The organism is Bradyrhizobium sp. USDA 4473, assembly GCF_054063335.1.
In genome coordinates, this window is record NZ_JBSSGE010000001.1 from 5,632,766 (window position 1) to 5,655,584 (window position 22,819).

Sequence of the window (22,819 nt, forward strand, 5' to 3'; positions counted from 1 at the left end):
GTTTGCCGGCCCTCGCATCCAAAAAATGCTGGCGGCTTATTTTGTCCTGCTGTTCGTTCCTTCGACGTTTCTCGATCTGATCGGGTATGATTATTCATCGATCGGCGGAATGCCGCTCACGAAGATACACGTAGCCACCTATTTCATCGTCTTGCTGTTTGTGGCCTTCATTGTCTCATATCCGCAGAAGTCGGATCTTGCCCGTTACTATCTCGCGACAAAGCTTGGAACGATCTACTTCTTTCTCGCGACAACCTTCGCAGTGATCAACATCGTCGTCGGTCGGCGGAACGGATTCGGGATGTATTTCGACACCGATCTACATCTGTTTCTGTGCTGCATGCTGCTGCCATTCGTGCCGCCGGACGGCATGGAAAGGCTTGAGCGCTTCCTGCATTGGTTTTTTGCGATCAACGCGGTTCTCGGCATTTTCGAGCTGGTTTCCGGCGTCAATGTTTTTCCGCTCATGACATACTCGCCGGATGGCATGACGACCCTGGAACCGCGGGCAACCGCTTTTCTCAGTCATCCGCTTCACGCGGCAACCGTAACCTGCGCTTACATCGTCAGCCTCCTGGTCGGCGCCGGCAGGCTGTTGCGTCCCGACTTGCGCATTCCGATGATCGGCTTGCAAACGGTCGCGCTGCTTGCCTTTGGCGGCCGGACCGCTTTGCTGTTGACCCTGGCCATCCTGGCTTTCGCCTCGCTATGGCAGGTGCTGCGGTTTACCGGGGGAAGGCATATTTCGCGCACCAAGGTGATCCTTGCGATCGCGACCGTTCCGGTTGGGATCGCGATCGTCTCCGTTCTGGCCTACGCCGGATTCTTCGACCAGTTTCTCGATCGCTTTTCGGAGGACGGCGGCAGCGCCCGCAGCCGCGTGCTGATGCTCCCGCTTCTCTTGTCCTTTAACTGGACGGACTTTCTGTGGGGCGCCAACACCGACTATGCCCTGGCGCAGGTCTATTCCTTCGGTTTGGAATGGGGGGTAGAGAATCCCTTTATCCAGATGAGTGTTTTTCAGGGCGTGGTGGTCGCATCCCTGGTCATGTCGGGGCTGCTGCTACTCTTGTATGATGTCTACAAGCGTCTTGATGCCACCGTGATCTTTCCGATCGTCATTTACCTGTCGCTTTGCAACACTTTCGGATCATTCGCAGGGCGCTTCGTCAATTTTTCGATTTTCATCGTCATGATCTCGGCGCTGTTCCGGCGGCGCGATGTTCCGAGGGACTACGTGACCTGACAAGGAACACTTCATGGCCGTGCTGACGTTGGACCCTCATATCGCTCCACCCGCGATTGTGCTTCAAATTGCAGATCGCGAGCGGCCATCGGCACATGGCGGCCGCCTCCTGCCATCCGGCTTCTTGAAGACGTCGGGAAGCCAGATCGTGGACGAGACGGGCCGCAGCGTTCGCATCGCGTCGATCGGTTGGAACGGTACGGATAGTCCGCCGGGCGCGGCGCTCTCGGGCCTATGGCGGGTGAGCTACACGACTGTCCTGGATTCCATCGTCGCCGATGGATTCAACGCGGTCAGAATCCCCTGGACCGATGCCGGCCTCGATGCGCCGCTCAATGGCTACAGTGATCGGCTCGGCTGGATTCATACGACCTTGAACTGGGATCTGGTGGCCGACCCGGTGCCGGATGTGGACGGACACTATCGATACGTCACCACGTTGCAGCTGTTCGAAAAAGTCGTCGCCTACGCCGGTCAGCTCGGCTTGAAGGTGATTTTCGACCATCACAGCAACGCGGGGACCGAGCAGAAGAACGGCCTTTGGTTTGATCTGGGACCGGGGAGCGAGGGGAGGGACGGAGGCATCAAAGGTCGGATCACCGCCGACACGTTCAGGCAAAATTGGGTGCGGATGGCCCGAACATTTGCCGGAAATTCCACCGTGATCGGCTTCGATCTGCATAACGAGCCGAACGGCGAAAAGGGGCGCATTACCTGGGGAGGCGGCGGGCCGACGGACATCAAGGCGATGTGTGAAAGCGTGGGCTCGGCGATCCAGTCGGTCAACAAGGACGTGCTGATTATCTGTCCTGGGCCGTTCTTTTATTCACCCCCGCCGCCGGCCTCGGGGATGGATCCAAGATATGCCTCCCCTGCGGGAAATCTGACCGCTGCGGGGGCCAATCCCGTGAAATTGCCGATTGCCAACAAGCTGGTCTACACCGTCCATGAATATCCGGACGAAGTGTCCGATATTGCGCGATTTGGTTTGGCGCAAAGTGGCGCAGACTACGTCGATCGGATGAACCGTACCTGGGGCTATCTGGTCCGGGACAATATCGCGCCGGTCTGGATCGGCGAGATGGGCTCGTCGCTGCGGACACAGGCTGATCGTGACTGGGCCGCGACATTGATCGGCTACATGGCGGGCGAATATGGCAGCCAAGGCGGCCCGGCATTTGGCCCCGGTCAACAACCCATCAGCGGCAGTTGGTGGTTGATCGGTCCATCGAACGATCCGCCCTATGGTTTGCAAACGGAATGGGGCATCGGCAATTACCGACGGGAACAGCAGGCGATCACCGACCGCATGCTGATGCGATAGATATCAAGGCTCCAACCTCCCTGCGGGATTCAGCCGCGCCCGCGATACGTCGCGACGCCCTGGTCGGGAACCCAGATGCCCTTCGGCAGTCTTCCGGTCTGGAAGAACACGTCGATCGGGATGCCGCCGCGCGGATACCAGTAGCCGCCGATGCGCAGCCATTTTGGCTTGATCTCGTCTGATATCCGCTTGCCGATCATGACGGTGCAGTCCTCGTGGAAGGCGCCGTGGTTGCGGAAGCTCGCGGCGAACAGCTTCAGCGACTTGGATTCCAGCAGCCAGCGGCCCGGCACATAGTCGATCACCAGATGCGCGAAATCCGGTTGGCCCGTCACCGGGCAGATCGAGGTGAACTCCGGCACCGTGAAGCGGACCAGATAATCGGTCCCAGCTTGCGGATTGGGCACGCGGTCGAGCTGCGCCTTGTCCGGCGCGTCGGGCCATTCAACCGCGCGGCCGAGCTGCAGGCCGGGGGAGGTCGTTGATTTGCTGGATGTCTTTGCCATTGGGGTCTCCGTTCGGGTCTCATAGAGCATGATCCGGAAAAGTGGAAACCGGTTTTCCTGCAAAACAACCCCATGCAAAGGAGCCCGTCAGGCGGCCTTTTCCCCCTCGATGCATTGCGGTAGAAGCACCGCCATCCGACCCCCTCACTGCCATAAGAGGTTCTCATGACTGACATCGTCGACATCATCGGCCGCGAAATCCTTGATAGCCGCGGCAATCCTACGGTCGAGGTCGATGTGGTGCTGGAGGATGGGTCAATCGGCCGCGCGGCAGTGCCCTCGGGCGCCTCCACCGGTGCCCATGAGGCGGTGGAACTGCGCGACGGCGACAAGACGCGCTATCTCGGCAAGGGCGTGCAGAAGGCGGTTGCCGCGGTCAATGGCGAGATCTTCGAGGCGCTCGCCGATCACTCGGTCGAGGACCAGGTCGCGATCGACCAGATCATGATCGATCTCGACGGCACGCCGAACAAGAGCCGGCTCGGCGCCAACGCCATCCTCGGCGTCTCGCTGGCCTGCGCCAAGGCCGCCGCCGAATCCTTCGACATGCCGCTGTATCGCTATGTCGGCGGCACCTCGGCGCGGACGCTGCCGGTGCCGATGATGAACATCATCAATGGCGGCGTGCATGCCGACAATCCGATCGACTTCCAGGAATTCATGATCCTGCCGGTCGGCGCCACCTCGTTCGCCGAGGCGCTGCGGTGCGGCTCGGAGATCTTCCACACCCTGCGCGGCGAATTGAAGAAGGCCGGCCACAATACCAATGTCGGCGACGAGGGCGGCTTCGCGCCGAACCTGCCGTCGGCCGACGCCGCGCTCGAGTTCGTGATGAACGCGATCGGCAAGGCCGGCTACAAGGCCGGCGACGACGTCGTGCTCGGCCTCGACTGCGCCTCCACCGAGTTCTTCAAGGAAGGCGCCTACGTCTACGGCGGCGAGAACAAGACCCGTTCGCGCTCCGAGCAGGTGAAGTATCTCGCCGATCTGGTCGGCCGCTATCCGATCGTCACCATCGAGGACGGCATGTCGGAAGACGACATGGACGGCTGGAAGGAGTTGACGGATGCGATCGGCAGCAAGTGCCAGCTGGTCGGCGACGATCTGTTCGTCACCAACGTCAAGCGGCTCGCCGACGGCATCAAGAACGGCCGCGGCAATTCGATCCTGGTCAAGGTCAACCAGATCGGCACGCTGACCGAGACGCTGGCGGCAATCGAGATGGCCTACAAGGCCGGCTACACCGCCGTGATGTCGCATCGCTCCGGCGAGACCGAGGACTCCACCATCGCCGACCTCGCGGTCGCGACCAATTGCGGGCAGATCAAGACCGGCTCGCTGGCGCGCTCCGACCGCACCGCCAAGTACAACCAGCTGCTGCGCATCGAGCAGCAACTCGGCACGCAGGCGAAATACGCCGGCAGGGCGGCCTTGAAGGCGCTGGCGTAACGCCCCAACTGATCGGGACTGAACAAGACGCAAAAAAGGGAGGTCGGGATGAGCGACGGCAAGAGCGGTCTGCAACTGCGTTCGCTGCTCAAGAAGGATGGCGAGCTGGAATTGTCGCTGGTCAATGTCCCGACCCCCGAGCCCGGTCCCGACGAGGTCGTGGTCCGGGTCGAGGCGACCCCGATCAATCCGTCCGACCTCGGTCTCTTGATCGGCCCCGCCGACATGACGGCCGCCAAGGTCTCCGGCAGCAAGGACCTGCCTGTGGTGACCGCGCGCGTGCCGGACGCGGCGTTGCCGGGCCTCGCCGCGCGGCTCGACGAATCCATGCCGGTCGGCAATGAAGGCGCCGGCGTCGTGATCCGGACCGGCTCCTCGGACGCCGCGAAGGCGCTGATGGGCAAGACGGTCGCGATGATCGGCGGCGCGATGTATGCGCAATACCGCACGCTGCGGGTCGGCGAATGCCTGCCGCTGCCCGAGGGCACCACGCCGGCGGAAGGCGCCTCCTGCTTCGTCAATCCGCTGACCGCGCTCGGCATGACCGAGACGATGCGGCGCGAGGGGCACAAGGCGCTGGTGCACACCGCGGCGGCGTCCAACCTCGGCCAGATGCTGAACAGGATCTGCCTCAAGGACGACATCGGCCTCGTCAACATCGTGCGCAACAAGGAGCAGGCCGAGATCCTGCACAAGATCGGCGCCCGGCATGTCGTCGATTCCTCGGCGCCCGATTTCATGGACAAGCTCACCGCCGCGCTGGTCGAGACCGGCGCGACCATCGCCTTCGATGCGATCGGCGGCGGCAAGCTCGCGGGCCAGATCCTGGTCGCGATGGAGAGCGCGATCAACAAGACCGCCAAGGCCTATAGCCGCTACGGCTCGAACGTGCACAAGCAGGTCTATGTCTATGGCAGCCTCGACAGCCGATCGATCGAGCTGCCGCGCGGCTTCGGCATGGCCTGGGGCGTCGGCGGCTGGCTGCTGTTCCCGTTCCTGATGAAGATCGGACCCGAGGCCGGCAACAAGCTGCGCCAGCGCGTGGTGGCCGAACTGAAGACGACCTTCGCCAGCCACTACACCAAGGTGGTGTCGTTGCAGGAGACCCTGCAGCTCGACAACATCGCCGTCTACAACAAGCGCGCGACCGGCGAGAAATTCCTGATCAACCCGAACAAGGGATGAGGACTGAAACGAAAGGCCGTCCCCGGGACGGCCTTTTTACTTTAGCGTAGACCAATTCCGCGAAACGCTGCGTTTCCGGAATTGGGTGATCCATGCACTTGCATCTTTCTTGACGGGCCGGTAGGTGAGGTCCACGAGCTTCACGCAAACCCGAGGGGAAATCTGTAATGGCCTATAACATCGTCACCATCGTCGGCAGCATCCGCAAGGAGAGCTTTTCGCTGAAGATCGCCAATGCGCTGGCCAAGCTCGCGCCCGCCTCGCTGAAGCTCGAGGTCACGACGCTGCAGGGGATTTCCTTCTTCAACCAGGACCTCGAGGCGGCCCCGCCGGCGGACTGGCTCGCGCTCCGCGAGAAGCTGCAGAAGTCGAACGGTGTGCTGTTCGTGACCCCCGAATACAACCGCTCGATCCCGGGCGTGCTGAAGAACGCGATCGACGTCGCCTCGCGGCCCTACGGCAAGAGCTCGTTCCTCGGCAAGCCGGTCGGCATCATCGGCAATTCGCCCGGACCGCTCGGCGGCGTCAGCGCGGTGAAGCATCTGCAGAACATCCTGCCGGGCATCTCGGGCCCGATCCTCGGCCAGCCGGAGGCCTATCTCAACGGCGTCGGCGATGCCTTCGACGACAAGGGCGAGCTGACCAAGGAGTCGCTCAAGGCCGTGTTGCAGCAGTATCTCGACGCCTTCGCGGCCTTCATTGAAAAGCAGAACCGCTGATCCGGAGCGGTCGTCGTTCCGGTTGAATCGGTATCCGCGTCGCTCGAAATGCTCTCGTTTAGCGTTCGTTAACTCCATGGCCGCATCTTCGCGGCCATGGTTTCCCGCACGCGCCTCAAATCGATTCTGTCCGGTCTCGCCCTCTATACGCTGGCGGCGCTGATGGTCGGTTATTTCGGCGTCAACGCCTACACCGGCAAATACGGCCTGAATGCGCGCCAGGAGCTCGACCAGGAAATCATCGCGCTGACCTCGGAGCTGGCGCGGCTGAAGAAGGAGCGCGCCGAGGGCGAGCAGCGGGTGTCGCTGCTGCGGTCGGACCGGGTCGACCCCGACATGCTGGACGAGCGCGCGCGCTTCCAGCTCGACTACGTCAACCCGCGCGATCTGGTCCGGATCAACAAGCCGAACTGACGCGTTCTCAAATTTCAAAAACACGTGCGCGCTATCACAAAAGTGTCGCGCCGCGCTGCACTGCGGCATAGCAAAATTCCATCGGGCGAACGCAATCCTTCCAAGCCGATTTGAGTTGGGTTAGAGAGGGTTCTTCGACTTCTCTCACCCGGAATTGCCATGGCCACACCGAAGAAAACCGTCGCAAAGGACTCAGGGCAGGAGAAGGCTGGCTCGCCGCCGGAATTCTCCAAGCAGCAGGAGCTCAAGGCGCTGCGCGACATGCTGCTGATCCGGCGCTTCGAGGAGAAGGCCGGCCAGCTCTATGGCATGGGTGCGATCGGCGGTTTCTGCCATCTCTATATCGGCCAGGAAGCCGTCGTGGTCGGCATGCAGATGGCGCTGAAGCCGGGCGACGAGGTCATAACCGGTTACCGGGACCACGGCCACATGCTGGCCACCGAAATGGAAGCCAAGGGCGTGATGGCCGAATTGACCGGACGCCGCGGCGGTTATTCCCGCGGCAAGGGCGGCTCCATGCACATGTTCAGCAAGGAGAAGCATTTCTACGGCGGTCACGGCATCGTCGGCGCACAGGTGCCGCTCGGCACCGGCCTTGCCTTCGCCAACCGCTATCGCGGCAACGATAACGTCAGCGTGACCTATTTCGGCGACGGCGCCGCGAACCAGGGCCAGGTCTACGAGAGCTTCAACATGGCGGAGCTGTGGAAGCTGCCGGTGATCTACGTGATCGAGAACAACCGCTATGCGATGGGCACCTCGGTGTCGCGCGCGTCGGCGCAGCAGGACTTCTCCAAGCGTGGCGCCTCATTCAACATTCCAGGACGACAGGTCGATGGCATGGATGTGCGCGCGGTGAAGGCCGCCGCCGATGAAGCCACGGCCTGGTGCCGCGGCGGCAACGGACCGATCATCCTGGAGATGCAGACCTACCGCTACCGCGGCCACTCGATGTCCGATCCGGCGAAGTACCGCACGCGCGAGGAGGTCGAGAAGGTCCGCCACGACCAGGATCCGATCGAGCAGGTGCGCAACCGCTTGCTGGCATCCGGCGTCAGCGAGCAGGACCTGAAGGCGATCGACGCCGAGGTGCGCGAGATCGTCAACGCGGCCGCCGACTTCGCCCAGCACGATCCGGAGCCCGATGCGTCCGAGCTCTACACCGACATCTACCGCTGACCCCACCCGCGCAGACGAATCTCAAGACCGATTTCGGGAGCTGATATGCCCATTCAAGTGCTGATGCCTGCGCTGTCGCCCACCATGGAGAAGGGCAACCTCGCCAAATGGCTGAAAAAGGAAGGCGAGACCATCAAGTCCGGTGACGTCATCGCCGAGATCGAGACCGACAAGGCGACGATGGAGGTCGAGGCCACCGACGAGGGCACGCTCGGCAAGATACTGATTCCGGAAGGCACCGCAGACGTCGCGGTCAACACGCCGATCGCCACCATCCTGGCCGACGGCGAAAGCGCCGCCGACCTCGCCAAGGTGCCGGCCGCTCCCGCGCCGCAGCCGAAGGCTGCCGAGGCCGCGCCTGCTGCCGAAGCCAAGGGAGATGTAAAGGCGGAAGCGCCGCAGCCGGCGGCGAAGGCACCGGCCGCGCCCGCCAGCGAGCCACTGCCCGATCCGGAGATCCCCGCCGGCACCGAGATGGTCACCCAGACCATCCGCGAAGCGCTGCGCGATGCGATGGCCGAGGAGATGCGCCGCGACGGCGACGTCTTCATCATGGGCGAGGAGGTCGCCGAGTATCAGGGCGCCTACAAGGTGACGCAGGGCCTGTTGCAGGAGTTCGGCGCCCGCCGCGTGATCGATACGCCGATCACCGAGCACGGCTTTGCCGGCGTCGGCGTCGGTGCGGCGATGGCCGGGTTGAAGCCGATCGTCGAGTTCATGACCTGGAATTTCGCGATGCAGGCGATCGACCAGATCATCAACTCCGCCGCCAAGACGCTCTATATGTCGGGCGGGCAGATGGGCTGCTCGATCGTGTTCCGCGGCCCGAACGGCGCCGCCGCGCGCGTCGCCGCCCAGCACAGTCAGGACTATGCCGCCTGGTACTCGCAGATCCCGGGCCTCAAGGTGATCGCGCCGTATTCGGCTGCCGACTACAAGGGGCTGCTCAAGGCCGCGATCCGCGATCCCAATCCGGTGGTCTTCCTCGAGAACGAGGTGCTGTACGGCCACACCGGCGAAGTGCCGAAGCTACCCGATTTCGTGGTGCCGATCGGCAAGGCGCGGATTGCCCGCGCCGGCAAGGACGTCACCATCGTCTCCTGGGCGATGGGCATGTCCTATGCGCTGAAGGCCGCCGATGAACTCGCCAAGGAAGGCATCGAGGCCGAGGTAATCGACCTGCGCACCATCCGCCCGATGGACACCGAGACGGTCATCAACTCGGTGAAGAAGACCGGCCGTGCCGTCACGGTCGAAGAGGGCTGGCAGCAGAGCGGCGTCGGCTCCGAGGTCGCCGCGCGCATCATGGAGCACGCCTTCGACTATCTCGATGCGCCGGTCGCGCGTGTCTCCGGCAAGGACGTCCCGATGCCCTACGCCGCGAATCTCGAAAAGCTCGCTCTGCCCTCCGTCGCCGAGGTGGTCGCGGCCGCCAAGGCCGTGTCCTACCGGTAACGCCGATGGCCGGTCCCAAGGAGCAGCCGCTGCCGCCCGACGTGATGGGCCGCGACGACGCCGTCGAGGTGCTGCGCGCCTTTGTGGTCGACGGCGGCCTGTCGATCGCGTTCCAGCGCGCCTTCGAGGAGCCGGACATGTGGGGGCTGATGCTCGTCGACATCGCCCGTCACGCCGCGCGCGCCTATTCGCGCGAGAGCGAATACACCGAGGACGAGGCGCTCGCGCGCATCGTCGAGATGTTCGAAGCCGAAATCGCCCGGCCGACCGACATGGGCCAAACCAAACCGCGGTCGCAACAAGGTCACTGACAATGCCGATCAATATTCTCATGCCCGCGCTGTCGCCGACGATGGAAAAGGGCAACCTCGCCAAGTGGCTCAAGAAAGAGGGCGACAAGGTCAAGTCCGGCGACGTGATCGCGGAGATCGAGACCGACAAGGCGACGATGGAAGTCGAAGCGGTCGATGAAGGCACGATCGCCAAGATCCTGGTGCCCGAGGGCACCCAGGACGTTCCGGTCAACGACGTGATCGCGGTGATGGCCGGCGACGGCGAGGATGTGAAGGCGGCCGCCAGCGCCGGGGCGGGCGCAGCGCCAGCGCCGAAGCCCGCCGAGGCACCGAAGCCCGCGGCCCAGGCCGCGCCGGCCCCTGAATCAGCCCCGAAGGCCGCACCGGCTCCGGCACCCGCGGCCGGGCCGACCCAGGCGGCGGCACCTGCGGCCGCGGCGTCGCAGGCCAATGGCCACGCCCGCGTGTTTTCCTCGCCGCTGGCGCGCCGGTTGGCGAAAGAAGCCGGCATCGATCTCGGCCGCATCACCGGCACCGGGCCGCATGGCCGCGTCATCGCCCGCGACGTCGACGACGCCAAGTCCGGCAAGGGCCTGAAGGCGCCGGCGGCTGCGCCCGCCGCGGGGCCGAGCATCGCGCCGTCAATGTCCGACAAGCAGATCCTGGCGCTGTTCGAGCCGGGCTCCTACGAGGTCGTGCCGCATGACGGCATGCGCCGCACCATCGCGCAGCGGCTCACCGCCTCGGTGCAGAACGTCCCGCACTTCTATCTCACGATCGACTGCGACATCGGCAAGCTGCTCGCCGCGCGCGAGGAGATCAACGCGGCCGCGCCGAAGGACAAGGAGAAGAAGCCGCTCTACAAGATCTCGGTCAACGACTTCGTCATCAAGGCGATGGCGGTCGCGCTGCAGAAAATCCCGAACTGCAATGTCAGCTGGACCGAAGGCGGCATGCTCAAGCACAAGCATTCCGACGTCGGCGTCGCGGTGGCGATGCCGGGCGGCCTGATCACGCCGATCATCCGCAAGGCCGAGACCAAGACGCTGTCGACCATCTCCAACGAGATGAAGGACTTTGCCGCCCGCGCCCGTGCCCGCAAGCTGAAGCCGGAAGAATATCAGGGCGGCACCACTGCGGTGTCGAACCTCGGCATGTACGGCATCAACCACTTCACCGCCGTGATCAACCCGCCGCACGCCTCGATCCTCGCGGTCGGCACCTCGGAGGAGCGCCCGGTGGTGCGCGGCGGCAAGATCGAGATCGCCAACATCATGAGCGTGACGTTGTCGTGCGATCACCGCGCGATCGACGGCGCGCTGGGTGCCGAGCTGATCGGTGCCTTCAAGCAGCTGATCGAGAACCCCGTGATGATGATGGTGTGACGGGCATCGGCCATGTACGCGATCGCCGGTCCGTACGTCCTGCTCGTCGCCATCGCCGTCGCGTTGCTGGTCGCGGTCAACCGCGACCTGATCTCGACGTTCCAGTTCAGGATGATGATGATCGGCGCGGCCGTGCTCGCGGTGGTGTGGACCATCTTCCTCGGTGCGGTATGGCAGGAGTACCGATGAATGGCCGGCACGGCCCGCACGCGCTGGCCCTGGATCTCGCTGCTGCTGTCGGCCGCGCTGGTGTGCAATCCGGTCGGGTTGGATTTTCTGCACTCCGCGTTCTTCGCCGGCGAACAACTGGCGCGGAACATCGCCCAGCCGATCGTGCTGACGGCCCTGGCCATCATGGCCGTGACGATCGGGCTCGAATGGCTGGTCAGGACATTGATCGCAAGAAGCCGCGCGCGCGGCGTCACACATTGAGTTGAACGGGAGCCGCCATGGCCGACACATCCTTCGACGTCATCATCATCGGCTCCGGCCCCGGCGGCTACGTCACCGCGATCCGCGCCGCGCAACTCGGCTTCAAGACCGCGATCGTCGAGAAATCCTATCTCGGCGGCATCTGCCTGAACTGGGGCTGCATCCCGACCAAGGCGCTGCTGCGCTCGGCCGAGGTCTACCACTACATGCAGCACGCCAAGGATTACGGGCTGTCGGCGGACAACGTCTCGTTCGATCCGAAGGCGGTGGTGCAGCGCTCGCGCGGGGTCTCAAAGCGGCTCAATGACGGCGTCGGCTTCCTGATGAAGAAGAACAAGGTCACGGTGATCTGGGGCGACGCCACGATCGATGCGCCCGGGAAGATCACGGTGAAGAAATCCACGGTCGAGGCGCCGAAGGGCGCGAGCGGCGAGGGCACCTATCAGGCCAAGCACATCATCGTCGCGACGGGCGCACGGCCGCGCGTGCTGCCCGGGCTTGAGCCCGACAAGAAGCTGATCTGGACCTATTTCGAGGCGATGGTGCCGGAACGGATGCCGAAATCGCTGCTGGTGGTCGGCTCCGGCGCGATCGGCATCGAGTTCGCCTCGTTCTTCCACACTATGGGCGCCGACGTGACGGTCGTCGAGGTGCTGCCGCAGATCCTCCCCGTGGAGGACGCGGAGATCGCCGGCCTCGCCCGCAAGCGCTTCGAGAAGCAGGGCATTAAGATCATGTCCTCGACCAAGGTGACGAAGCTGGAGAAGAAGGCCGACAGCGTGGTCGCGACCATCGACGACGGCAAGGGCCAGCCGCAGAGCAAGGAATTCGAGCGCGTGATCTCGGCGGTCGGCGTGGTCGGCAATATCGAGGGGCTCGGGCTGGAAAAGCTCGGCGTCAAGACCGACCGCGGCTGCATCGTGATCGACGGCCTCGGCAAGACCAATGTCCCCGGCATCTACGCGATCGGCGACGTCGCGGGCCCGCCGATGCTCGCGCACAAGGCCGAGCATGAGGGCGTGATCTGCATCGAGGCGATCAAGGGCCTGCATCCGCATCCGATGGACAAGCTGATGATCCCGGCCTGCACCTATTGCAACCCGCAGGTCGCTTCCGTCGGCCTCACCGAAGCCAAGGCCAAGGAAGGCGGCCGCGAGATCCGCGTCGGTCGCTTCCCGTTCGTCGGCAACGGCAAGGCGATTGCGCTCGGCGAGGACCAGGGCCTGGTCAAGGTGGTCTTCGACAAGAAGACCGGGCAGTTGCTCGGCGCGCACATGATCGGGGCCGAGGTCACCGAGCTGATCCAGGGCTATGTGGTGGCCATGAACCTGGAGACCACCGAAGAGGAATTGATGCACACCGTGTTCCCGCATCCGACGCTGTCGGAAATGATGAAGGAAGCGGTGCTCGACGCCTACGGGCGGGTGCTGAATATTTGACGCCGCGGACGCCGCCCCCGGTCCCGTCATCCTGAAGAGCGCAGAGCGCGTCTCGAAGGATGCACGGCCCGGATTACTCCGCGGGACCGTTCGCCCTTCGAGACGGCCGCTGCGCGGCCTCCTCAGGGTGACGGGTCTGGCAGAGAAGACATCACGAAGAACAAGAAGGACAGAATCTCGTGAAGGACAACGACAACCTCACCATCGAACGCCCGACCTTCGTGACCCATCTCGAATGCGCGATGGAGGGCGATCATTATGCGGCCGACCAGGTCCATAACCTGTCCAAGGCCGGCAAGCCGCTGCTGGTGCGCTATGACCTCGCCGGCGTGAAGAAGGCGCTCACAAAGGACGCGCTGGCCCAGCGTCCGGCGGACCTGTGGCGCTATCGCGAGCTGCTGCCGGTGCGCAAATGCGGGGACATCGTCAGCCTCGGCGAGGTCACGACGCCGCTGATCCGGCTGCCGCGGCTCGGCGCCAAGCTCGGCGGCGGCGAGATCATCGTCAAGGACGAGGGGCGGTTGCCGACCGGATCGTTCAAGGCGCGCGGCCTTGTCATGGCGGTGTCGATGGGCAAGGCGCTCGGCATCAAGCACATGGCGATGCCGACCAACGGCAATGCCGGCGCGGCGCTCGCGGCCTATGCCACCTCGTGCGGCATCAAGACCACGATCTTCTGCCCGGCGGATACGCCTGAGGTCAATGTCAGCGAGATCGAGCTGCAGGGCGCCACCGTCTATCGCGTCAACGGCTATATCGACGACTGCGGCAAGATCGTCGGCGAGGGAAAAGCAAAAGTCGGCTGGTTCGATACCTCGACCCTGAAAGAGCCGTACCGGATCGAGGGCAAAAAGACCATGGGCCTCGAGCTCGCCGAGCAGCTCGGCTGGGACGTGCCGGACGTGATCTTCTATCCGACCGGCGGCGGCACCGGCCTGATCGGCATGTGGAAGGCGTTCGACGAGCTCGAAAAGATCGGCTTCATCGGCTCGAAGCGCCCGCGCATGGTGGCGGTGCAGGCGTCCGGCTGCGCGCCGATGGTGCGGGCCTATGAGGCCGGCACCGAGCACGCGGCACGCTGGGAGGACGCCCACACCATCGCCTCCGGCATCCGCGTGCCGCAGGCGATCGGCGATTTCCTCATCCTGCGCGCGGTGCGCGAAAGCAAGGGCTTTGCAATCGCCGTCGACGACGACAAGATCACCGCGGCGCTCAATGAGGTCGCGCGCGTGGAGGGGCTGTTGCTGTTGCCCCGAGGGCGCCGCGACCTATGCCGCCTACAAGCAGAGCCTTGCCGACGGCCGCGTCGCGAAGGGCGACCGCGTGATGCTGTTCAATTGCGCCAGCGGCCTGAAATACCCGCTGCCGCCGATCACCCGCACGCTGGATCGGCACAAGCCGATCGACTTCTCGCAGTTCTGAGCGGTCATTCTAGTTCGTCATTGCGAGCGAAGCGAAGCAATCCATTTCACCGCTTGCGCTGAACCATGGATTGCTTCGTCGCTTCGCTCCTTGCAATGACAAAATCATTCGAGGGAGTGCATGATGCGTAGAACGATCTGGGCTGCCTTGGCTGCATTGTTGACCATCACCAGCCCAGCGCATGCCGAAACCTGGCCGGCGCACCCGATCACCATCGTGGTGCCGTTCGCCGCCGGTGGTCCGTCGGATGCGATGGCGCGCATCCTCGGGGAGCACATGAAGCAGTCGCTCGGCGAGGTGCTGCTGATCGAGAATGTGACCGGGGCAGGCGGCTCGATCGGCGTCGGCCGCGCGGTGCGTTCGGCGCCCGACGGCTACACCGTCTCGTTCGGCCATCTCGGCACCCATGTCGCGAACGGCGCGATCTACAAGCTCGGCTATGATCTCGTCACCGATCTCGAGCCGGTGGTGCTGCTGCCGAGCAACCCGATGATCATCGTCAGCAAGAACGCGGTGCCGGCGAAATCGCTCAAGGAGCTCCTGGCATGGCTGAAGTCGCGGCCGGAGCCGCCGACCGCGGGCACCGCCGGCGCCGGCAGCGGCAGCCACATCGCCGGGCTCTATTTCGAGAACGTTTCCGGCATCAAGCTGCAATACGTGCCGTATCGCGGCACCGGGCCGGCGCTGAACGATCTCGTGGCCGGCCAGATCGACATCATCGTCGACCAGACCTCGAATTCGATCAACCAGGTCCGCGCCGGCAACATCCGCGCCTACGCGGTGACCGATTCCAAACGGGTCGCGAATGCGCCGGAGGTTCCGACGGTCGACGAGGCCGGCCTGCCGGGCTTCCACATGACACTGTGGTCCGGCCTCTGGGTGCCGAAGGGCACGCCGAAGGAGATCGTGACCAAGCTCAACGCCGCCGCGGTCGCGGCGATGGCCGATCCGACGGTGCAGAAGCAGCTCGAGAATCTCGGCTTGCAGATGCCGCCGAAGGACCAGCTGACGCCGGAAGCGCTCGGCGTCTGGCAGAAGGCGGAAATCGCGAAGTGGTGGCCGATGATCAAGGCCGCCAATGTGAAGGTGGATTGAAGATTGTCGGGCGGATTAGCCGCAGGCGTACTCCGCCATTCGCGGGCCGGGCGGCGCGGCGGGTTACGCGTTGCTAACTAATCTTACTGCGTCATAATTCTGCCTCCGCCGTCATTGCGAGGAGCGATAGCGACGAAGCAATCCATCCAACCGCGTTTGCGGGACGGTGGATTGCTTCGCTTCGCTCGCAATGACGGCTGGATTCGTTCACGGCCTCTCAGGATCGGCTGAAAGAGCGCTTGTGACGCAGTAGTACTAACCCGCCCTACGTTCCTACTGTGATGCCGGCGCCGCATTGCTCTCCTGCGTCACGACGCGCTCGCCGTTCTTGGCTATCGCCGTGCCGGCGTCCTCGAACCGCGCCTGGTAGACCGCGAAATTCTCCATCACGCGCTGGACGTAGTTGCGCGTCTCCGAGATCGGGATCCGCTCCACCCAGTCGACCGGATCGACGTTGGGATCGCGCGGGTCGCCATAGGCCTTGACCCAGTCGCGGACGCGGCCGCGGCCGGCATTGTAGCCGGCAAACGTCATGATGTGGCAGTTGCGGTATTCCGACAGCAGCGCGCTGAGCTCGGCTGCGCCCATCTGGGTGTTGTAGACGGGATCGGACACCATCCGGCTCCAGTCATAGCTGACGCCGAAACGCTTGGCGGTGTCGCGGCCGGCTTCCGGCGTCACCTGCATCAGCCCAACGGCGTTGGCCGCCGACTTGTCGCGCTGGTCGAACGCGCTTTCGGTGCGCGCGATCGAGTAGGTCATGCTGCGTCCGATATCGGGCGCGATCGGGGTGTGCTTGGGAATGCCGATCACCGGGAAGGCGTAATGATCGAAGGCGAAGCCGCGCCCGAGCGCGATCTTGCCGATCTGCAGCATGGCGCGGGCATCGTTGCGGCGGCCGGTGAGCTCGGCGAGCGCCTCGAGCATGCCGACATCGGTGCTTTCCTCGGCCAGGTCGGCCGCGAAATAGAGCACGATGTCCGGTTCGCCGATCGCATAGAGCATGTCGGCGGCGCGGACGCGCTCGTCGGCCGCCATGCTGGAGGCGCTGGCGGCCGGCGAGGGCGCGTGCAGCTCGACGCCGCCGTCGCGGCCGAGCTTGGCCAGCGCGAGCTGGCCATAATAGGCGGTCGGGTACCGCGCGGCGGCCTGGTAGTCGGCCCGCATCGCCACGCTGTTGCCGAGCGCCTCGGCGGCGCGGCCGCGCCAATAGGCGGCGCGCGACAGCACCGTCGGGTTGGTCTGGCCTTCGTCGATGTGGGCGAAATGCGCCGCGGCGGTCTTGGCATCGTCGAGATAACGCAGCGCGATCCAGCCGCGCATGAAGTGCATGTCGGAGCGGTAATAGGGATTGTCCGGCGCCGCCGCGCCCCGGATCACGTCATAGGCCGCCTGGTACTCACCCTGGTCGAGCAGCTTGCGGGAGAGGATGCGCCGCTCGCGCCACCACTGGTCGGTGTCCTGCTGCGCCATCGTCTCGGGCGCTGCCGCGATTGTCACGCGCGCCGCATCGTCGATCCGGTTCTTTGCGAGCAGAAACTGGATGCGACACAGCGTGTAGCCGAGATCGCTGCGGGCATCGGCCGGCACGTCGTTAAGCGTGTCCTCGGCCTTGCTGGATTGCCCGCGGACCGCGCCGCAGGCCTTCACGATCGCCAGATAATCGCTGCCGAGGTGCTGCGCCGCGCGCCGGGCGCCGGCGAGGTCCTTGGCGCCGATCCGCTTGTCCATGCGCGCGCGATGGTCGTCGCGCGTCAGCAGATCCTTGAACGCGTCGTAGGCGTCGCTCTCGGTCCGCTCCAGCAATTCGTCCGAACGCCAGGCCTCGCGGACCAGCCGGGCGGCGCCGTCGCGGTCGCCTTCGGCGAGCAGGGTGCGGGCGAGCGCGAACTTGCCCTTGGCGCTGATCGGCTGGTCGAGCGTGAAGCCGTGCACCGTGGCCGGATCGCTGCGCTCCTGCCACATCCGCGCTTCGGCGCGTTTGCGCAGCAGCGTGACGCTTGGCCAGTCCGGGTTGGCGGTCATGAACGCCGCATAGCGGCTGAACGGCGCATTCGATTCCGAATGGCGCAGCAGATACCACTCGACGAGCTTGCGTCCGACCGGGTCGGTGATCCCAGCCTGGATATCGGTGGCGTCGTTGGTCTTGCCCCGGCGCGCAGCTGTGATCGCGTCCCTGACCATGGCGAGATCGCCCGACAGTTGCGGCCCGGCGGGTTTCACCGGTTCTGCCGGCGCGGTCTCAGCCGATTTTGACGGAACGGATTTGGTCTTGGCGGATTTGTGCTTGTCGGCGCCATGCCTGGCGTGCCGGCGCTTGGCCGAGGCCTCGCGCGCAACCTTGCTGCCGGCCTTTGATGAGCCACCGGCCTTGGCGCCGTGGCTGCTCTTGGCCTGGTGCTGGTGATGCGGCTTGGCGTCTGCCTTGATCGGCAGCAGCGCGAGCGCGGCGGCGGTGGCGAAGCACGCCAGCGGACGTAGGCAACGGTTCATTCCCTGGTCCCCCCTGAGAAACCATGAGGCACAACAGAACGCGTCATACGGCGGCACAACCGCCGCAGATTACCACTACCCTCGATTCTCGAGTGTTAATGCGGCTGCAACTCAACAGGGAAAACGCGGCGAAATATGGAATGCGGCGTGTGGAACCCGCGGGAACCGGGATTTTTACGGGTGAAGCGCCGCACTTTGATCGGGTGACCCTGAGATGTATCCTCGCTGCAAACGCCGTGGGGGTTGCCGATGTCACCGACAGATCACTTCGTGCGAGCCGAGGCGCCATGACGGCTCGCCTCACGACCATTCTCGACGGTGGTCGCTATTTCGAAGGCCCGCGATGGCATCTCGGGCGGCTCTGGTTCGTCGACTGCATGGCGCGGACGCTGCTCAGCGTCAGTCCGTCCGGCGACTTGCAGGAGCATGCTGCGGTGAGCGACGACACGCCCTGTGGTCTCGGCGTGCTGCCTGACGGCGACATCGTCGTGCTGACGATGTTCAGGAAGCGGCTGCTGCGTTTCTCCAACGGAGCACTGTCGCTCTATGCCGACCTCTCCGAGGTCGCGGCCGGCACGATCGACGACATGATCGTCGACGGGCAGGGCCGCGCCTATATCGGCGATCTCGGCTTCAATCTGCCGCCGCCGGAGGGCCGCGGCGCCGTCGGCCGGATCATCCTGGTGATGCCCGACGGCAGTGCGCGCGTCGTCGCCGACGGCTTGCGTTTTCCCAACGGCATTGCCGTCTCTGCCGATCATCGCCGGCTCGTCGTCGCGGAGATGGATGGTGCCGGCCTTGCCGATTACGACGTCGCAGCCGATGGCGGCCTGAGCCTCCGCGGGCGGCTCGGTCGCATCAATGATCCCGACGGCATCTGCCTCGATGGTGACGGCGCGGTCTGGGTCGCGTCGTTCACCGAGGATGCGTTTGTGCGGATCGATCGCAATGGTGTGGAGCGGCAACGCATCTCCGTGCCCGGCCGCCGCGCACTGGCTTGTGCGCTCGGCGGTGCGGATCGCAGGACGTTGTTCTGCCTGAGCGCAGAGACATCGTACGAGGAGCTGCGGAAGGGCAAATCGGTGTCGCGGTTCGACGTGGTCGAGGTCGAAACGCCCGGTGACGGCTATCCCTGAGTCACAGTCGGGAAGCTAGGACTGCTTCTTCTTTTTCTTCCCTTTCTTCTTCAGGATGTCGGCCTGGCTCCTGAAGGCGCGCGCGAGCGAGCGCATCTGGTTGGCGCGACGATGGCGTCCGCCGTCGTCGTTGCGACCCGTTCCGCGGTCTGCGCCTGCTTGCGAATTGCCTTGGCCATTTTCATGAAGGAACCAATCGCGCAGCGCCGCTCTGGTTCCAGCGCGCGCGCCGGCATCTTGAAGGCTTGAGTTTCGTTCTTGTTTCGTTCATATTGGCTTGCCCGGGAGAATGCCGCCATGGACGCCGAACGAGACCGTGCAATCATCAGGCTATGGAACGAACTCCGCCGGCTCCAGCGCGAGGGGCGTCCGACGGCGTCGCTCGTCCGTCGGATCGAGCAGGCACTGGCGGCACGGGAGCAGGAGGCGGCCTGACCGCCATCCACTCCGCTTCCAACGCGTTAGCGCCCGCCGTCCGGCCCCATCACCAGGTTCGGCAGCCAGGTCGAGATCTCCGGGAAGACGCACAGCATCAGCACCGCGAACATCATCAGCAGCACGAACGGCAGCGTGCCCCAGATCACCTCGCTCAAGGGGATGTCGGGCGCGACGTTGCGGATGACGAAGATGTTGAGGCCGACCGGCGGATGGATCAGGCCCATCTCCATCACGATGGTCATGACGACGCCGAACCAGATGATGTCGAACTCGGCCGCGCGCAGCGGCGGCAGGATGATCGGCGCGGTCATCAGGATGATCGAGACCGGCGGCAGGAAGAAGCCGAGTACGATCACCATCACCAGGATCGCAAACAGCAGCTCCCAGCGCGGCAGGTGCATCGCGACGATCGCCTCGGCCGCCGACTGCGAGATGTGCAGATAGCTCATCACGTAGGAATACAGCAGCGACATGCCGATGATCAGCATCAGCATGGTCGACTCGCGGATGGTCGATTTCAGGATCGGCGACAGGTCGCTGGGTTTCCACACGCTGTAGATCACGGCGATCAGCCCGAGCGCCAGCAGGCCGCCGAGGCCTGCGGTTTCCGACGGCGTGGCGTAGCCGCCATAGAGCGCGATCATCACGCCGGTCAGGAGCAGCACGAACGGGATCACGCGCGGCAGCGCGCTGAAGCGTTCGGCCATGGTGAACTCGTCGCGCTGCAGGATCGCCGCGTCCTTGCCGGTCGCCGCATAGGCGGCCTTGGCCGTCGCATATTCCCTGCGGAAGCGGAACACGGCGTAGAGGCCGAACAGCGACACCAGCAGCAGCCCCGGGCCGATGCCGGCGAGGAACAGCCGCCCCAGCGATTTCTCGGCGGCGACCGCGAACAGGATCATCGTGATCGAGGGCGGCAGCAGGATGCCGAGCGTGCCGCCGGCGGCGATGATACCCGCGGCAAAGCCGCCGGAATAGCCGCGCTTGCGCATCTCCGGAATGCCGGCCGAACCGATCGCCGAGCAGGTCGCGGGCGATGAGCCGGCCATCGCCGCGAACAGCGCGCAGGCAAACACGTTGGCGACGCCGAGGCCGCCGGGCACCCGATGCAGCCAGGCATGCAGCGCCGAGTAGAGGTCCTGGCCGGCGCGCGATTTGCCGATCGCCGCGCCCTTCAGGATGAACAGCGGGATCGACAGCAGCGTGATCGAGGCCATCTCCTCATAGACGTTCTGCGTCACCGTATCGAGCGAAGCCGCCGGCATGTAGATCGCCATGAACACGACCGCGACTGCACCGAGCGCGAATGCGATCGGCATGCCGGAGAACATCGCAAACAGGGTGGCAAGCCCGTAGGAGATGCCAATACCAAACACGGTCATCGGCGCGCGCCACCGGTCAGCGGAAGGATGATCTGCAAAAGTAGCTGCACGCAGAGCAGCGTCATGCCCAGCGCCATCAGCCCGTAGGGGATGGCGAGCGGCGGCGACCACATCGAGTTGGAGACCTGGCCGTCGACATAGGCCTCGTGGGCCAGGGTCCAGGACTTCCAGGCGAAGAAGGTGCAGAACGCGAAGCTCGCGACATCGACCAGCCACAGCCGGATGCCGTTGGCGCGCGCCGAGAGCAGGCCGACGAACGCCTCGATGCTGACATGGCCGCGCTGGCTCTGCACATAGGCCGAGGTCATGAAGGTGGCGCCGACCAAAAGGAACACGGCGGCCTCGTCCTGCCAGTAGTTCGGGCTGTGGAACAAGGCGCGCCCGAGCACGCTGTAGCTCAGGATCGCGCAGGCCGCGATCAGGGCGAGCGCGGCGAACACCACGATGACATTGTTGCAGACGGACAGCGCGCGCCCAAGCATCCCCACGGCGGTATTGCCCGTGGCGATGCCAGCCGTTTCGGCTTGATCCGCGACCGGACCATGCATCATGCGGCGACGTCGCTTGCGAGCTTCAGCAGGTTGGCGGCCGTCGCCGTCTTGGCACCATAGTCCTTCCAGGCGGTGTCGCGCGCGATGTCGCGCCACTTGCCGACCACGGCGGCATCGAGCGCACTGACCTTGGCGCCGGCCTTCTCGTAGACCTTGGCGACTTCGGCATCGTCGTCCTGCGCGCCCTTGCGGCCGAACGCCTCGAGCTCGGTGCCGACCGCGAGGATGATGTCCTGCTGGCTCTTCGGCAGCTTGTCGAAGATCGCCTTCGACATCATCAGCGGCTCCAGCATGAACCAGTACGAGGCGCCGGCGCCCGAGGTCAGCGACTTCGCGACCTCCTCGAGGCGGAACGAGATCAGGCTGGTGGAGGAGGTGATGCCGGCATCGCAGGCGCCGGTCTGCATCGCGGCGTAGATCTCGTTCGACGGCACCGACAGCACCGCGGCGCCGGCGGTCTGCAGCACCATGTCCATCTCGCGCGAGCCGCCGCGCACCTTCAGGCCCTTGGCGTCTTCCGGCGCCACGATCGCCTTGGAGCGGCTGGCGACGCCGCCGGCCTGCCAGACCCAGGAGATCAGGAGAATGCCCTTGTCGGCGAGGAAATCGGTCAGGGCCTTGCCGACCGGCTCCTGCTTCCAGCGCAGGCCCTGGTCGTAGGTGGTGACGAGGCCCGGCATCAGGCCGATATTGGTCTCCGGCAATTCGCCGCCGGCATAGGGCATCGGATACAGGCTGAGATCGAGCGCGCCCTTGCGCATCGCGGAGAACTGCGCGTTGGTCTTGATCAGCGACGAGTTCGGATAGATCTCGGCGGTCAGGTCGCCGCCCGAGCGCTTGGCGATTTCGGCAGCGAACATCCGGCACAGCCGGTCGCGGAAGTCGCCCTTGTCGATGGTGCCGCCGGGAAACTGGTGCGAGATCTTCAGGGTGGTCGCGGCATGCGCGGTCCCGACGCCCATCCGCAGCACGGCTGGGGCGGCGAGGGCGGACGCGAGGACGTGGCGGCGTGTGAGCATGGTTGTTCCCCTGAAGAGCTTCTTGAGTGGCTGTTAGGCCGGCGCGGAGCCTTAGCTTAGCCGGTCTTCGCCTGAATATTCTCTAGTCTGATAGTTCGAGGCGCCCTGATAGTGCGAGCCGATAGGCGGCAGCAAGTCTTGCCGTTGTTGCGGCGCACACTGCCGCGCCGGTGCTGCGGCGCTATTCAACCCAGGCGGGCACGCGCCGTGCAGCTTCAAGAATTTGTTATTGGAGGTAACAACGGGCCTTGCAAGCG

General features: G+C 64.7%; 22 protein-coding genes and 1 pseudogene. 17 read left to right on the plus strand and 6 right to left on the minus strand.

What is annotated here, in order from left to right:
* Positions 1-25 precede the first annotated feature (25 nt).
* Both ACVW17_RS26590 and ACVW17_RS26595 read left to right on the plus strand, forming a co-directional pair.
* Complete coding sequence (locus ACVW17_RS26590) at positions 26-1,246, plus strand: VpsF family polysaccharide biosynthesis protein (protein WP_456754659.1); 1,221 nt, start codon at positions 26-28, stop codon at positions 1,244-1,246.
* A gap of 13 nt (positions 1,247-1,259) precedes the next feature.
* Positions 1,260-2,570 carry a glycoside hydrolase family 5 protein gene (locus ACVW17_RS26595; protein WP_456754660.1) on the plus strand — a complete coding sequence of 437 codons (1,311 nt, stop codon included), beginning with the start codon at positions 1,260-1,262 and terminating at the stop codon, positions 2,568-2,570.
* Between the two features lie 29 nt (positions 2,571-2,599).
* On the opposite strand, the gene queF is transcribed toward ACVW17_RS26595, so the two are convergent.
* Positions 2,600-3,076, minus strand: coding sequence for a preQ(1) synthase (gene queF / locus ACVW17_RS26600; RefSeq protein WP_456754661.1), 477 nt, complete (start codon positions 3,074-3,076; stop codon positions 2,600-2,602).
* Positions 3,077-3,241: 165 nt separating this feature from the next.
* Between queF and eno the strand changes: the two genes are divergently transcribed.
* The 13 genes and pseudogenes from eno to ACVW17_RS26665 all read left to right on the plus strand — a co-directional run bounded on the left by eno (position 3,242) and on the right by ACVW17_RS26665 (position 15,543).
* Positions 3,242-4,525 (plus strand): phosphopyruvate hydratase, encoded by a 1,284-nt coding sequence (gene eno, locus ACVW17_RS26605; RefSeq protein ID WP_456754662.1) that lies wholly within the window; start codon positions 3,242-3,244, stop codon positions 4,523-4,525.
* A gap of 48 nt (positions 4,526-4,573) precedes the next feature.
* On the plus strand, positions 4,574-5,710 hold the full coding sequence (locus ACVW17_RS26610; RefSeq protein WP_456754663.1) for a zinc-binding dehydrogenase: 1,137 nt from the start codon (positions 4,574-4,576) through the stop codon (positions 5,708-5,710).
* Positions 5,711-5,877: 167 nt separating this feature from the next.
* Positions 5,878-6,429: an NADPH-dependent FMN reductase gene (locus tag ACVW17_RS26615; RefSeq protein WP_456754664.1), complete on the plus strand. Its 552-nt coding sequence runs from the start codon at positions 5,878-5,880 to the stop codon at positions 6,427-6,429.
* Positions 6,430-6,525: 96 nt separating this feature from the next.
* On the plus strand, positions 6,526-6,843 hold the full coding sequence (locus ACVW17_RS26620) for an FtsB family cell division protein (RefSeq protein WP_456754665.1): 318 nt from the start codon (positions 6,526-6,528) through the stop codon (positions 6,841-6,843).
* 159 nt (positions 6,844-7,002) lie between these two features.
* On the plus strand, positions 7,003-8,022 hold the full coding sequence (gene pdhA / locus ACVW17_RS26625) for a pyruvate dehydrogenase (acetyl-transferring) E1 component subunit alpha (protein WP_456754666.1): 1,020 nt from the start codon (positions 7,003-7,005) through the stop codon (positions 8,020-8,022).
* A gap of 45 nt (positions 8,023-8,067) precedes the next feature.
* Positions 8,068-9,477 (plus strand): pyruvate dehydrogenase complex E1 component subunit beta, encoded by a 1,410-nt coding sequence (locus tag ACVW17_RS26630; protein WP_456754667.1) that lies wholly within the window; start codon positions 8,068-8,070, stop codon positions 9,475-9,477.
* 5 nt (positions 9,478-9,482) lie between these two features.
* On the plus strand, positions 9,483-9,788 hold the full coding sequence (locus ACVW17_RS26635; protein ID WP_021079261.1) for a DUF5076 domain-containing protein: 306 nt from the start codon (positions 9,483-9,485) through the stop codon (positions 9,786-9,788).
* A gap of 2 nt (positions 9,789-9,790) precedes the next feature.
* Positions 9,791-11,155, plus strand: coding sequence for a pyruvate dehydrogenase complex dihydrolipoamide acetyltransferase (locus tag ACVW17_RS26640; RefSeq protein WP_456798025.1), 1,365 nt, complete (start codon positions 9,791-9,793; stop codon positions 11,153-11,155).
* A gap of 12 nt (positions 11,156-11,167) precedes the next feature.
* Positions 11,168-11,344, plus strand: coding sequence for a hypothetical protein (locus ACVW17_RS26645; protein ID WP_456754669.1), 177 nt, complete (start codon positions 11,168-11,170; stop codon positions 11,342-11,344).
* Positions 11,345-11,587: a hypothetical protein gene (locus ACVW17_RS26650; RefSeq protein ID WP_456754670.1), complete on the plus strand. Its 243-nt coding sequence runs from the start codon at positions 11,345-11,347 to the stop codon at positions 11,585-11,587.
* Between the two features lie 17 nt (positions 11,588-11,604).
* Complete coding sequence (gene lpdA, locus ACVW17_RS26655) at positions 11,605-13,026, plus strand: dihydrolipoyl dehydrogenase (RefSeq protein WP_456754671.1); 1,422 nt, start codon at positions 11,605-11,607, stop codon at positions 13,024-13,026.
* 179 nt (positions 13,027-13,205) lie between these two features.
* A pseudogene (locus ACVW17_RS26660) lies at positions 13,206-14,448 on the plus strand (threonine synthase).
* 123 nt (positions 14,449-14,571) lie between these two features.
* The gene (locus tag ACVW17_RS26665; protein WP_456754673.1) at positions 14,572-15,543 is read left to right on the plus strand and encodes a tripartite tricarboxylate transporter substrate binding protein BugD; all 972 of its coding nucleotides are present in this window, start codon (positions 14,572-14,574) and stop codon (positions 15,541-15,543) included.
* Between the two features lie 273 nt (positions 15,544-15,816).
* Here the strand turns inward: ACVW17_RS26665 and ACVW17_RS26670 are convergent, their stop codons facing one another.
* Positions 15,817-18,036 (minus strand): lytic transglycosylase domain-containing protein, encoded by a 2,220-nt coding sequence (locus ACVW17_RS26670; protein WP_456754674.1) that lies wholly within the window; start codon positions 18,034-18,036, stop codon positions 15,817-15,819.
* Between the two features lie 287 nt (positions 18,037-18,323).
* Between ACVW17_RS26670 and ACVW17_RS26675 the strand changes: the two genes are divergently transcribed.
* Positions 18,324-19,172, plus strand: a complete 849-nt coding sequence (locus tag ACVW17_RS26675) for an SMP-30/gluconolactonase/LRE family protein (RefSeq protein WP_456798026.1) — start codon at positions 18,324-18,326, stop codon at positions 19,170-19,172.
* A 50-nt stretch (positions 19,173-19,222) separates the two neighbouring features.
* Here ACVW17_RS26675 and ACVW17_RS26680 read toward each other — a convergent pair whose 3' ends face one another.
* Positions 19,223-19,471 (minus strand): hypothetical protein, encoded by a 249-nt coding sequence (locus ACVW17_RS26680; RefSeq protein WP_456798027.1) that lies wholly within the window; start codon positions 19,469-19,471, stop codon positions 19,223-19,225.
* On the opposite strand from ACVW17_RS26680, the gene ACVW17_RS26685 reads away from it, so the two are divergent.
* Positions 19,470-19,607: a hypothetical protein gene (locus ACVW17_RS26685; RefSeq protein WP_456754677.1), complete on the plus strand. Its 138-nt coding sequence runs from the start codon at positions 19,470-19,472 to the stop codon at positions 19,605-19,607. The two genes, ACVW17_RS26680 and ACVW17_RS26685, sit on opposite strands and share 2 nt — an antisense overlap.
* 26 nt (positions 19,608-19,633) lie before the next feature.
* On the opposite strand, the gene ACVW17_RS26690 is transcribed toward ACVW17_RS26685, so the two are convergent.
* From ACVW17_RS26690 to dctP, 3 genes are read right to left on the minus strand one after another with little or no spacing between them, the layout of a single operon-like run.
* Positions 19,634-20,992, minus strand: coding sequence for a TRAP transporter large permease (locus ACVW17_RS26690; RefSeq protein WP_456798028.1), 1,359 nt, complete (start codon positions 20,990-20,992; stop codon positions 19,634-19,636).
* Positions 20,989-21,540, minus strand: coding sequence for a TRAP transporter small permease (locus ACVW17_RS26695; protein ID WP_456798997.1), 552 nt, complete (start codon positions 21,538-21,540; stop codon positions 20,989-20,991). The genes ACVW17_RS26690 and ACVW17_RS26695 overlap by 4 nt, the downstream gene beginning before the upstream one ends.
* A complete protein-coding gene (gene dctP, locus ACVW17_RS26700) occupies positions 21,540-22,562 on the minus strand; it encodes a TRAP transporter substrate-binding protein DctP (RefSeq protein ID WP_456798029.1) in 1,023 nt (340 codons plus the stop codon). The genes ACVW17_RS26695 and dctP overlap by 1 nt, the downstream gene beginning before the upstream one ends.
* Positions 22,563-22,819 lie beyond the last annotated feature (257 nt).

Excerpts from the sequence above, each read along its gene's own strand:
- ACVW17_RS26590 (WP_456754659.1), top strand. The coding sequence starts at position 26 with ATGCTGGCGGCTTATTTTGTCCTGCTGTTCGTTCCTTCGACGTTTCTC.
- ACVW17_RS26595 (WP_456754660.1), top strand. The coding sequence starts at position 1,260 with ATGGCCGTGCTGACGTTGGACCCTCATATCGCTCCACCCGCGATTGTG.
- queF (WP_456754661.1), bottom strand. The coding sequence starts at position 3,076 with ATGGCAAAGACATCCAGCAAATCAACGACCTCCCCCGGCCTGCAGCTC.
- eno (WP_456754662.1), top strand. The coding sequence starts at position 3,242 with ATGACTGACATCGTCGACATCATCGGCCGCGAAATCCTTGATAGCCGC.
- ACVW17_RS26610 (WP_456754663.1), top strand. The coding sequence starts at position 4,574 with ATGAGCGACGGCAAGAGCGGTCTGCAACTGCGTTCGCTGCTCAAGAAG.
- ACVW17_RS26615 (WP_456754664.1), top strand. The coding sequence starts at position 5,878 with ATGGCCTATAACATCGTCACCATCGTCGGCAGCATCCGCAAGGAGAGC.
- ACVW17_RS26620 (WP_456754665.1), top strand. The coding sequence starts at position 6,526 with ATGGTTTCCCGCACGCGCCTCAAATCGATTCTGTCCGGTCTCGCCCTC.
- pdhA (WP_456754666.1), top strand. The coding sequence starts at position 7,003 with ATGGCCACACCGAAGAAAACCGTCGCAAAGGACTCAGGGCAGGAGAAG.
- ACVW17_RS26630 (WP_456754667.1), top strand. The coding sequence starts at position 8,068 with ATGCCCATTCAAGTGCTGATGCCTGCGCTGTCGCCCACCATGGAGAAG.
- ACVW17_RS26635 (WP_021079261.1), top strand. The coding sequence starts at position 9,483 with ATGGCCGGTCCCAAGGAGCAGCCGCTGCCGCCCGACGTGATGGGCCGC.
- ACVW17_RS26640 (WP_456798025.1), top strand. The coding sequence starts at position 9,791 with ATGCCGATCAATATTCTCATGCCCGCGCTGTCGCCGACGATGGAAAAG.
- ACVW17_RS26645 (WP_456754669.1), top strand. The coding sequence starts at position 11,168 with ATGTACGCGATCGCCGGTCCGTACGTCCTGCTCGTCGCCATCGCCGTC.
- ACVW17_RS26650 (WP_456754670.1), top strand. The coding sequence starts at position 11,345 with ATGGCCGGCACGGCCCGCACGCGCTGGCCCTGGATCTCGCTGCTGCTG.
- lpdA (WP_456754671.1), top strand. The coding sequence starts at position 11,605 with ATGGCCGACACATCCTTCGACGTCATCATCATCGGCTCCGGCCCCGGC.
- ACVW17_RS26665 (WP_456754673.1), top strand. The coding sequence starts at position 14,572 with ATGCGTAGAACGATCTGGGCTGCCTTGGCTGCATTGTTGACCATCACC.
- ACVW17_RS26670 (WP_456754674.1), bottom strand. The coding sequence starts at position 18,036 with ATGAACCGTTGCCTACGTCCGCTGGCGTGCTTCGCCACCGCCGCCGCG.
- ACVW17_RS26675 (WP_456798026.1), top strand. The coding sequence starts at position 18,324 with ATGACGGCTCGCCTCACGACCATTCTCGACGGTGGTCGCTATTTCGAA.
- ACVW17_RS26685 (WP_456754677.1), top strand. The coding sequence starts at position 19,470 with ATGGACGCCGAACGAGACCGTGCAATCATCAGGCTATGGAACGAACTC.
- ACVW17_RS26680 (WP_456798027.1), bottom strand. The coding sequence starts at position 19,471 with ATGGCGGCATTCTCCCGGGCAAGCCAATATGAACGAAACAAGAACGAA.
- ACVW17_RS26690 (WP_456798028.1), bottom strand. The coding sequence starts at position 20,992 with ATGACCGTGTTTGGTATTGGCATCTCCTACGGGCTTGCCACCCTGTTT.
- ACVW17_RS26695 (WP_456798997.1), bottom strand. The coding sequence starts at position 21,540 with ATGCATGGTCCGGTCGCGGATCAAGCCGAAACGGCTGGCATCGCCACG.
- dctP (WP_456798029.1), bottom strand. The coding sequence starts at position 22,562 with ATGCTCACACGCCGCCACGTCCTCGCGTCCGCCCTCGCCGCCCCAGCC.